Source organism: Actinomadura atramentaria DSM 43919, assembly GCF_000381885.1.
In the GTDB taxonomy this organism is placed as follows: Bacteria; Actinomycetota; Actinomycetes; order Streptosporangiales; family Streptosporangiaceae; genus Spirillospora; species Spirillospora atramentaria.
Map to the genome: position 1 here is coordinate 200,554 of NZ_KB907211.1, position 10,675 is coordinate 211,228.

9 protein-coding genes are annotated in these 10,675 nt (G+C 73.1%); 3 read left to right on the forward strand and 6 right to left on the reverse strand.

The window, feature by feature from the left end:
• Window positions 1-194 precede the first annotated feature (194 nt).
• The 4 genes from G339_RS0111455 to G339_RS0111470 form a co-directional block, all read right to left on the reverse strand.
• Window positions 195-1,424 (reverse strand): MFS transporter, encoded by a 1,230-nt coding sequence (locus G339_RS0111455; RefSeq protein ID WP_019631221.1) that lies wholly within the window; start codon window positions 1,422-1,424, stop codon window positions 195-197.
• A gap of 75 nt (window positions 1,425-1,499) precedes the next feature.
• Window positions 1,500-1,736 carry a cell division protein SepF gene (sepF, locus tag G339_RS0111460; RefSeq protein ID WP_033322944.1) on the reverse strand — a complete coding sequence of 79 codons (237 nt, stop codon included), beginning with the start codon at window positions 1,734-1,736 and terminating at the stop codon, window positions 1,500-1,502.
• Window positions 1,737-1,974: 238 nt separating this feature from the next.
• On the reverse strand, window positions 1,975-2,730 hold the full coding sequence (locus G339_RS0111465; RefSeq protein WP_019631223.1) for an AfsR/SARP family transcriptional regulator: 756 nt from the start codon (window positions 2,728-2,730) through the stop codon (window positions 1,975-1,977).
• 199 nt (window positions 2,731-2,929) lie between these two features.
• Complete coding sequence (locus tag G339_RS0111470; protein WP_033322836.1) at window positions 2,930-5,080, reverse strand: MMPL family transporter; 2,151 nt, start codon at window positions 5,078-5,080, stop codon at window positions 2,930-2,932.
• 158 nt (window positions 5,081-5,238) lie between these two features.
• Here G339_RS0111470 and G339_RS0111475 point away from each other — a divergent pair, with 158 nt between their 5' ends.
• On the forward strand, window positions 5,239-6,447 hold the full coding sequence (locus G339_RS0111475; RefSeq protein WP_019631225.1) for an RNA-guided endonuclease InsQ/TnpB family protein: 1,209 nt from the start codon (window positions 5,239-5,241) through the stop codon (window positions 6,445-6,447).
• 173 nt (window positions 6,448-6,620) lie between these two features.
• A complete protein-coding gene (locus G339_RS0111480; protein ID WP_019631226.1) occupies window positions 6,621-7,913 on the forward strand; it encodes a sensor histidine kinase in 1,293 nt (430 codons plus the stop codon).
• Here G339_RS0111480 and G339_RS0111485 read toward each other — a convergent pair.
• Both G339_RS0111485 and G339_RS33270 read right to left on the reverse strand, forming a co-directional pair.
• Complete coding sequence (locus tag G339_RS0111485) at window positions 7,910-8,167, reverse strand: acyl carrier protein (protein ID WP_019631227.1); 258 nt, start codon at window positions 8,165-8,167, stop codon at window positions 7,910-7,912. The two genes, G339_RS0111480 and G339_RS0111485, sit on opposite strands and share 4 nt — an antisense overlap.
• Before the next feature lie 16 nt (window positions 8,168-8,183).
• Complete coding sequence (locus tag G339_RS33270; RefSeq protein WP_019631228.1) at window positions 8,184-9,881, reverse strand: fatty acyl-AMP ligase; 1,698 nt, start codon at window positions 9,879-9,881, stop codon at window positions 8,184-8,186.
• A gap of 144 nt (window positions 9,882-10,025) precedes the next feature.
• Between G339_RS33270 and G339_RS0111495 the strand changes: the two genes are divergently transcribed.
• Window positions 10,026-10,673, forward strand: coding sequence for a response regulator transcription factor (locus tag G339_RS0111495; RefSeq protein ID WP_019631229.1), 648 nt, complete (start codon window positions 10,026-10,028; stop codon window positions 10,671-10,673).
• Window positions 10,674-10,675: the final 2 nt, after the last annotated feature.

The window sequence follows — 10,675 nt, forward strand, 5'->3', positions numbered from 1 at the left end:
GACGCCTCCCGTCTGCGGCGGCGAACGCGCCTGTTGTATTGAAAGTCCAATAAAAGGCGCGTCCACCCCGCGCGTCAAGAGCCCCGCCCCGAAAACCCGGCGCCGCCACGGGGGGTCATCGCGCCCGCACGGCCGCGAGCCGCCAGGCGAGCGGCCGGGCGGACGCAGCGCGAAGGGTCGCACGCAGCGGAGCGCTAGCGGAGCGAGGATGCGGCGCTTCGCGCCGCGGGGGGTGTGGGGGGTCGTCCCCCCACAATGACAAGCGCGAGGGCGCCGAGCGTCAGCGCGGCCACGACGCCGGTGAAGACCAGGCCCGCCGGGCGCAGGCCCCAGGCGTTGGCCGCGAGGCCGACGAGGACGACCGGGATCGAGATGCCGATGTAGGCGACGACGAAGAAGCTCGACACCGTCTCGGCGCGGCGTTCGGGCGGGGCGGCGCCGCTGACGGCGGCCATGCCCGCGCGGAAGCTGACGCCGTGCCCGACGCCGACGACGACCGTCCCGAGGACGAGCAGCGCCAGCGACGACGCGGCCAGTCCGCCCGCGACGCAGCCGAGCCCCGCGATGAGGACGACGCAGCCGAGCGGCAGCGCCCGGTGGACGCGGACGCGCGCCAGCGCCGTCTGGCCGATGACGGACCCGGTGAACATCGCGAACACCACGGCCCCGGCCAGCGCCTTGTTGGAGCGGTGCAAAAGCGTGGCGAGAAAGCCCGGCTCGATCGCCGTGAGCAGGCCGAACACCGAGAACGCGGCGAACACGGCGAGCGCGGCGGGCACGAACACCGGCCGGACCGGCGGGGGGACGTCGGGGCGGCGCGGGCGCGGCGGCGTCCGGCGGCGGTCGCGGACGGTCTCGGGGGAGAGGACGACGCCGACCGTCGCGACGGCGAGCAGCGCGAGGTCGGTCAGGAACGGCAGCGCCAGCGGGTGCGGCGCGTACTCGGCGAGGAACCCGGCCAGCAGCGGCCCGCTGCCGAGCCCGAAGATGTTGACGGCCGTCGCGAGCATCGTCGCGCGGGCGCGGTGCCGGGGCGCGGCGAGCTCGACCAGCGCGACGGTCGCCGCCGCCGTCACCAGGCCCGCCGACAGCCCGGACAGCAGGCGGCCGGCGATCAGCACGGGCACGCCCGCGTCGGTGAGGAAGACCAGGGCGGACGCGGCCGACGCGGCGAGCGCGGCCAGCAGGACCGGCCGCCGCCCGATCACGTCGGAGGCGCGGCCGAACAGCAGCAGCGCGGCGAGGACGCCCACCGCGTAGACCGCGTAGATCACGGTCGTCAGCAGGCTGGAGAACCCGTACTCGCGCTGGTAGAGGCCGTAGAGCGGGGTCGGGAGCGTCGTGCCGAGCATCACCGCGCCGAACGCGAAGGCGACGAACGCCAGCGGACGGACCGCTGTGTCCCTTTCGATGGCGGTTTGCATAGTCACGAACGTCCAGCATGTCCCGTTCGTAACGGTCTGGCGAATCAGTCGGGCGTCGCGCCGCTCACACGCTGCTCACACGCTGCCGGTCGGCTCCGGGACCGCCGCGCCGCGCGGCGTCAGCAGGAAGACCTTCGGCGCGATCCGGTCCATCGCCCCGCACCGGCCGAACACCAGCCCCGACGCGAAGTCGATCATCGGCTTGGCCTCGTCGTCGCTGAGCCCGCTGAGGTCCATGACGACCCGGCGGCCGATGGTGAAGAAGTGCCCCACATGGATGATGTCGTCGTACTGGCGCGGCGCGAAGGTCATGAGGTTCACGGGGCCAGTCTGAACGGGCGTGCGGAGGGTGTCCAGCGCGGGCGGGGGGCGCTCCCCGGCGGAACGGCGTCCGCGCCGGTTCACCGGCCGTCCGGTGAATTGTCCGGGCGGGTCGGCGGCGGTTTCGTGACCGGGGTCGGACCAGGCGGCCGAATTGGGCCGGAGAAGAGGTCCGGAATCGTCGTTCACGGGTTTGCGGGCGGGGCGCGCAATGTGCGCGGGCCGACCGCTACAAGGGTTCCTGGACGAGGATCGCCTGATAGATCCGGCTCAGCCCCCGGCCGGGCAGCAGGCCCAGTTCACGGTCGAGCCAATTCCTGGTGCGGTGGAAGACGTCGATCGCCTCGCTCTGCCGCCCGCACCGGTACAGCGCGAGCATGAGCTGCTCGCTGAACCGCTCCCGTTCGGGATGCTGGCTGATCAGTTCCCGGAGTTCCGGGACGACCTCCCGCGCGTTTCCGGCCTGGAGCCGCGCGGTGATCAGGTCCTCCTGTGCGGATTTGCGCCGCTCGTCGAGCGCGAGGGCCGCCGCGCGGCAGCGCGGTCCCTCGACGACGTTCAGCAGCGCCGAGCCGCGCCACAGGCCGAGCGCCGCGCGCAGCAGCGCGATGGCCTCCTCGGGCCGGGCGTTGACCAGGGAGATCGCCCGGTCGGCCCGGCGCAGGAACGGCGTCGAGTCGACGTCCTCGTCGGCGACGGCGAGCATGTAGCCGTTGTCGACGGTGCGGACCAGGGGGTCCTCGGGCGATTCCAGACGGAGGTCGGCGAGGATTCTGCGCAGCCGCGCGATGTTCGCCTGGAGCGAGTTCTTCGCGTCGCTGAGCGGCTTCTCGCCCCATAATTCGTCGATGAGCTCGTCCGCCGTGACGACCTGTCCGGCGTTCAGCGCGAGCAGCGCGAGGAGCGTCCGGAGCTTGGCGGCCCGGATATTGAAGGATTGTCTGCCGTCGCTGAGCAGCAGCGGTCCGAGTACTGCGACCTCCACGGGTGCGGCCCCTTCGCCTGAGTACTGGGTGCAGGTCGCACTCTAATGCACACGGGCGTTTTTCCGACCAATCCGCGACTGGCCGGGACCGGTCATTGACGCAATGTGTCGGAGATTCACGTTCGGGGCCGGGGCGGCGCGCGGAGTCGCGAAACGGAACCGGTCGCCCGGTCCCGCCTCCGCTTCTTCCGTGCAATTTTCAGTAATGGCGCTCCAGGACGTCGTATTCGGCGGTCGAGACCAATTTCCGGGGGCGCAGCGACGGCCACCACGTCCAGCGGCCCAGCGCCGACAGCGCGGCGGGCAGCAGCACCGCCCGGACCACGGTCGCGTCCAGCGCGACCGCGACGGCCAGCCCCACGCCGATCTGCTTCAGCTCGATGAAGCTGAGCGAGGCGAAGATCGCGAAGACCGCGACCATGACGACGGCCGCGCTGCTCACCACCCCGGCCGTGCGCGACAGGCCGCTGACGACCGCGTCCTTGAACCCGAGCCCGCCCGCCGCGTCCTCGCGGATGCGGCTGACGACGAACACGTGGTAGTCCATCGACAGGCCGGACAGGACCACGAACAGCAGCACCGGCACCCACGACACGACGTGCCCGGTCGACTTGAAGCCCAGCAGCCCCTCGGCCCACGTGTGCTGGAACACCAGCGTCAGGACTCCGAACGACGCCGCCGCCGACAGCAGGTTCAGCAGCAGCGTCACCAGCGCCAGCAGCAGCGCCCGGAACGCCAGGACCATCATCAGCGACGTCAGGACGAGCACGTAGCCGAGCACCAGCGGCAGCTTCTCCTTGAGCTGGTCGGCGTAGTCGAGGCTGGCGGCCAGGTCGCCGCCCACCGCGTACCGCGCGCCGGTCCTCCCGGCGGTGGCGGGCAGGTAGTCGCCGCGCAGCCGCTCCAGCGCGCGGCGGGAGTCGGGCGAGTCGGTGCCGTACGGGGTCGGGACCGTCACCGCGGCGGTCGAGCCGTCCGCCGAGACGCGGATCTGCGCCGCGCCCTGCCCGCCGAAGAGCGGGTCGCGCTGCGTTCGGGCGACCAGGTCCTTCAGCGCCGTCCGGACCTGCGGGAGTTTCTCGGACCCGCCGCGGACGACGACGTCGAAGCTCCCGTCCTGGCTCGGGTACGCCCGGACGACCTGGTCGTAGACCTTGATCGTCGGCAGCGCGTCCGGGAAGTCGCCGGTCAGCGTCGCCTTGGGCGCCATGTCGAGCGCGGGCACCGCCAGCGCGACCAGCGCGGCCCCGCCGACCAGCAGCATGAGGAAGGGGTGCCGGACGGACGGCCGCAGCAGCGCGGGCCACAGGCGCGGCTCGCGGCCCGGCCGGGACAGCCGCCACAGCAGCGGCACGCGCGGCCGGTCCACGGCCCGGCCGAACTTGGCGAGCAGCGCGGGCAGGACCGTCAGCGAGGCGACCACCGTCACGGCGACGACGAGGATCGCGCCCGTCGCCATCGACGCGAAGACCACGTCGTCGGCGAGGAACAGCCCCGTCATCGCCACGACGATCGCCAGCCCCGACACCAGCACCGAGTGCCCGGACGTCCGCGCGGCGACGGCGATGGCGTCCGGCGCGTCCTTCCCGGCCTCCTTCTCCTCCCGGAACCGGCGCAGGTAGAACAGCGAGTAGTCGACGCCGACCGCCATCCCGATCAGCACGATGACGTCGCTGACCATGCCCGGGTCGGGCACCAGGTGCGACGCGGCCGCCCACAGGCCGAGCGCGCCCGCGACCGCCGACAGCGCCAGCAGCACCGGCAGGCCCGCCGCGACGAGCGCGCCGAACGCCAGCAGCAGGATCACCAGCGTCACCGGGACGCTCAGCGCGGCGGCCTTGGTGAGGTCTTTCCCCAGCCAGTCGTCGAAGTCGGACTTGATGGACGCCGCGCCGGTCTCCTGGACGCGCACCGCCGGATGCGCGCGCTGGACGTCCGCCGTGGTGTCCAGCAGCGCGCCGACCCGCTCGTGGGCGGTGTCGGGGTCGCCCTTCATGACGACCGGGACGAGCAGCGCCGCGCCGTCCGCGCCCGGCACCGGGTCGGACACCGTCGCGACCGGGGCGAGCGCCGCCATGCGCGTGCGCAGGTCCGTCGCGGCGGCCTTGCGCTCGGCGGCGGACCCGCCCGTGACCAGGACGTTCTCGACGGCCGGGTCGGTCAGCCCCGCGCGGTCCATCAGCTCGGTCGCGGTCGCCGACTGGCCGGTCTGCAACTCCGCGGTCGTCGCGTCCCGGCCGCCGCCCATGCCCGCCGCGACGCACCCCGCGACGAGCACGACCCACAGCAGGATCGCCGACCAGGGATGGCGCGCGCTCCAGCCGCCGATTCCCGCTGTCACCCGACTCATCGGGTCTCCTTCGTGGATACCCCGGCCTTCAGGCCGGGGAGGAAACGAAGCTCCCGCGCAGCGGGGCAGGGATAGGCGAATCGCCGCCAGGGCGGTTCGGCGTCTGCGGTGACCGGCCGAACCCTGCGGCTCACACGGAAACTGATAGCGTGTGAGGCATGGCGCAGCAGGTCAAGCGGGCTTTCAAGTATCGCTTCTATCCCACGGACGAGCAGGCAGCGGAGCTGTCGCGCACGTTCGGCTGCGTCCGCCTCGTCTACAACAAGGCGTTGGAGGAACGTACGCGCGCCTGGTACGGCGAGCAGCGCCGTGTCTCCTACGTGCAGTCCTCGGCCGCGCTGACGGAGTGGAAGAAGACCGAGGAGCTCGCCTTCCTGGCCGAGGTGTCGTCGGTCCCGCTTCAGCAGGCGCTGCGTCACCTTCAGACGGCGTTCGGGAACTTCTTCGCCAGGCGCGCGAAGTACCCGCGTTTCAAGTCGCGGAAGAAGTCCCGCCTGTCGGCCGAGTACACCCGCAGCGCCTTCAAGTGGCGTGACGGGAAGCTGACTCTGGCGAAGATGACGGAGCCGCTGGACATCCGGTGGTCCCGTCCCCTCCCCGGGGGCGCGGAGCCGACCACGGCGACCGTGTCCCGCGACAGCGCGGGACGCTGGTTCGTGTCCCTGCTGTGCGAGGACGGCATCGCCCCCGCGCCCGCCACCACGAACGCGGTCGGCATCGACGCGGGGCTCACCTCCCTGGTGACCCTGTCCACCGGGGAGAAGATCACCAACCCGAAGCACGAGCGCCGCGACCGCGCCCGCCTGACCCGCGCACAGCGGGCACTGTCGCGCAAGGAGAAGGGCTCGGCGAACCGGGAGAAGGCCCGCCGGAAGGCGGCCCGCACCCACGCGCGGATCACCGACCGCCGCCGGGACTTCCTGCACAAGCTGACCACTCGGCTCGTCCGTGAGAACCAAACGGTCGTGATCGAGGACCTCGCCGTCCGCAACATGGTCAAGAACCACAGCCTGGCGCGTGCCATCTCCGATGCGTCGTGGACGGAACTGCGCTCCATGCTGGAGTACAAGTGCGCCTGGTACGGGCGCGAACTCGTCGTGATCGACCGCTTCTTCCCCAGCTCGAAGCTGTGCGGGGCCTGCGGAACGGTCGCGGCGAAGATGCCGCTGCACGTCCGGGAGTGGACGTGCGACTGCGGCGCGGTCCACGACCGCGACGTGAACGCGGCACGCAACATCCTGGCCGCCGGGCTGGCGGCGTCTGCCTGTGGAGACGGTGTAAGACCTCAACGGGAGTCCTCCCGGACAGGGCGGTCGTCGATGAAGCAGGAAACCCAGCGGGCGACCGCTGGAATCCCCCGCCTTTAGGCGGGGGAGGAAGTCAATCGGTGGACACTCCCGTCCGTCAGTGGTTCCACCGTCCATGCTGGTCTCGCGGGCGCGCGCCCGCACGGGTCGAAGGACCACTCCGGAGGTGGTGGTAGTACCACTTGTCGGCGGCCCGGACGGCTCTGGAGAATGGACGGCGGGGTGGTCGGCGGATGGCCGAACGGCTGGGTGCGGTCTGGCGGTCGGCGGCCGAGGGGTGGCGCGCCGCGTGCCGCTGCACGGCGTTCGCCGGCCTGTCGGTGTGCGGGTTCGGGCTGCTGGTCGCGCTGACGTCGGCGGCGTCGGTGATCCTGCTCGGCGTCGGGCTGCTGGCGGTGCTCGTCCTGCTGGTGTCGGCGCGCTTACTCATCAACGTGCAGCGCGGGTTCGTGACGCGGTGGACGGGCGAGGACGCCGTCCCGTCGTACGCGCCGCCGCCTGCCGACGCCGAGGGCGTGCGGGGCTGGCCGCGCCGGGCGCTGTGGATCGTCAGCGACGTCGAGACCTGGCGGGACGTCGCGTGGCTCCTGCTGGACTCCTGGCTCGGCCCGTTCGTGACGCTCCTGCCGATGACGCTGCTGCTCACCGGCGTCTGGGGCCTCACCATGCCCGTCACCTGGAGCTACATGGCCGACGCGTGGGGCAGCGACAACTGGTACGGCGTCATCCCGCTGGACGGCCCGGTCGACGGGTGGCTGGCCGCGCTGCTCGGCGTCGCGGAGATCCCCTTCGCACTGTGGCTCGCGCCCCGCGTCCTGCGCGGTTACGGGCGGGCCGCGGCGGTGTTCATCGCGCCGCGCCGCAGCGTCGTCCTCAGCCGCCGCGTCGAGCGGCTGGCCGAGACCCGGTCGGGCGCGGTCAGCAGCGCCGCCGCCGAGATCCGCCGCATCGAACGGGACCTGCACGACGGCGCGCAGGCCCGGCTCGTCGCGATGGGCATGACGCTGGACGCGGCGCGGCGTCGGCTGCGGCGTGCCGACACCGACGCGGCGCTGGAGTTGGTGGACGAGGCGCACGAGTCGTCGCTGAAGGCGCTCTCCGAGCTGCGCGACCTCGTCCGGGGCGTGCATCCGCCCGTTCTCGCCGACCGGGGCCTGGTCGCGGCGGTCGAGGCGCTGGCCCGCGACTGCCCCGTCCCGGTGGACGTGACCGCGCGGCTCGCCGGGCCGCTGGAGCCGCCCGTCGAGTCCGCGGTGTACTTCGCGGTGTCGGAACTGCTCACCAACATGGTCCGGCACTCGGGCGCGGACCGGGCGAGCGTCGAGCTGAGCGACGCGGACGGCGCGCTGACCGTCCGCGTGGACGACGACGGCGCGGGCGGCGCGGACCCGGTCGGCGGCACCGGCCTGTTCGGGGTCGAGCGGCGGCTGGCGGCGTTCGACGGCACGCTGCGCGTCGACAGCCCGCGCGGCGGCCCGACGCGGATCGAGATCACGCTTCCGTTCGGGCCGCCGGGCGGGCGCTAACCGGCCGCGACCGCGCTGGCGTTCGCGAACTCCACGAGCCCGCCGATCGTGCGGGCGCGCAGCGCGTCGGCGGGGTCGAACTCCAGCCCCATCCGGCTTTCGAGGGCGAACAGGACGTTGGCGATCTGGAGGCTGGACAGGCCCAGCTCGTCCAGCGCCGAGTCGGCGTGCAGGGTGAGGCCGGGCGGCAGCGACCGGCCCGCCTCGCGGCGGATCAGCGCGACGATGCTCGTGACGGTGACGTTCTCGGGCATGGGGGAGTCCTTCGGGTCAGGGGATGGGGGACACCTGCGGCGGGCCGCCGACCGGGACCAGCTCGCCGCGTTCGTACGCAACCCGGCACGCGCCGCGCTGGAGCTTGCCGCTGGAGGTCTTCGGGACGGTGCCGGGCGCGACGAGCACGATCTCGTCGGCCTGGACGCCGTGCGCGGCGGACAGCGCGGCCGCGATGCTCCGCCGCACCGCGTCCACGCGTTCGCGGTCGCGGATCTCGGCGACCACGACGAGCCCTTCGCGGCCGTCGCGGTCCACGCCGAACGCCGCCGCGCCGCCCCGCCGCAGCGCGGGGTCGGCGGTCTCGGCGGCCAGTTCGAGGTCCTGCGGGTAGTGGTTGCGGCCCTCGATGATGACGACGTCCTTCAGCCGCCCGGTGACGTACAGTTCGCCGTCGTGCAGCGCGCCGAGGTCGCCGGTGCGCAGGTACGGCCCGGCGCCGTCCGCCGTGTGCGCGCCGAAGACCTCGGCGGTGGCCTCGGGGTCGCGCCAGTACCCGGCGGCGACGTCCGGGCCGCGCAGCCAGATCTCCCCGACCTCGCCGTCGGGCAGCGGCCGCCGCGTCGCCGGATCGACGATCGTGACGCGTCCGGCGTCGCGGGGGCGGCCGCAGCTCACGATCGTCCCGCCGCCGCCCGGCGCGAGTACGCCCCGGTGCAGGGCGTCCCGGTCGAAGTCCAGGACGCGCGCGCCCCGCTCGATGGGCCCGGACGACACCAGCAGCGTCACCTCCGCCAGCCCGTACCCGGCGGTCAGCGCCTCGGGGTGCAGCCCGGCGGGCGCGAACGCGCGGGCGAACGCGTCCAGCGTGGCGGCGCGGACGGGCTCGGCCCCGCTGAAGATCATCCGCAGGCTGCCCAGATCGAGCGCCGCCCGGTCGGCCTCGGGAATCCGCGCCACGCACAGGTCGAACGCGAAGTTCGGGGCGCCGGTGAACGTGCCCCGGTACTCGGTGATCGCCTGGAGCCACCTGAGGGGGCGGCGGGCGAACATCAGCGGCGGCATGAGCACCGCGTGCGCGCCGACGTACACGGTCTGGAGCACCTTGCCGATCAGGCCCATGTCGTGGAACAGCGGCAGCCACGACACCAGCGTGTCGTCCGGCGTCATCGCGCTCGACGCGGTGAACAGCGCCTCGTTGGCGAGCAGCGACCGGTGGGTGACCATGACGCCCTTGGGCAGCGACGTCGAACCGGACGTGTACTGGAGGAACGACACGTCGTCCCCGGCCGTGGCGACGGGCGTGAACCCGTCCGCGCCGTCCGCGCCGTCCGGGTCGTCGGGAATCGCGATCCAGGGCGGGGCCGCCAGGACCGGCTCGTCCGGCCACGGGCACCCCGGCAGGTCGCTGAGGACGGCGGCGGGCTCGCTGTCGGCGGCGATGGCCCGCAGCGTCGCGAGCCGGCGCGGCGAGTCGGGCGGGAACGGCAGCGCCACCGGCACCGCGATGACGCCCGCGTGCTGGCAGCCGAGGAACGCCCGGACGAACCGGGCGTTGTCCACCGCGAGGATCAGCACCCGGTCGCCGGGCGCGCACCGCTCGGCCAGCCGCGCGGCGACGGCCCGCGCCGCCCGGTCGAGCCCAGAATGTGAAATTCGTTCGGGCGCCCGGCCGCCATCGGCCAGAAATGTGAAAGCCGTCGCGTCGCCGCGTTCCGCGGCCCGGGACGACAGGAGTTCCGAAATGGTTTCCATGCAGATGCGATCCGTTCGCCGGCGCCGCACAATTCCGCTCGGTACGCTAGACGCCGTTCATGACGCGGCGCTGACCGCGCTCTGACAGCGCGCGCAACGGCTTTCCGTTACGCTTATCCGGCCGCCCCTTCCTGAGGAGACCGCATGCGCGTCGTGATCGCGGAGGACCACTTCCTGCTGCGCGAGGGACTGGTCCGATTGCTCGGCGAGCACGGCATCGAGGTCGCGGAAACGGTCGACAACGCGCCCGCCTTTCTCCGGGCCGTCGCCGCCGCGCGGCCCGACGCGGCGGTGGTGGACGTCCGGCTGCCGCCGACGTTCACCGACGAGGGCGTCCGCGCCGCGCTGACCGCCCGCCGGGCCGCGCCGGGCCTGCCCGTCCTGGTGCTGTCGCAGTACGTCGAGCCGAGCTACGCCGCCGAACTGCTCGCGGACGGGGCCGGGGCGGTCGGCTACATGCTGAAGGACCGGGTGACCAACGGGGAGCAGTTCGTCGAGGCGGTCCGGCGGGTCGCCGAGGGCGGCACGGTGATGGACCCCGAGGTGGTGTCCCGGCTGATCGGCGGGGCCCGCCGGTCCCCGCTCGGCGACCTCACCAAGCGGGAGACCGAGGTGCTGGCGCTGATCGCGGAGGGCAAGTCCAACGCCGGGGTGGCGGGCGCGCTGTTCGTCACCGAGAAGGCCGTCGCCAAGCACATCAACAACATCTTCGCCAAGCTCGGGCTGAGCCAGTCGCAGGACGAGAACCGCCGGGTCCTCGCGACGCTGGCCTATCTCAACGGCTCGTCCTGACG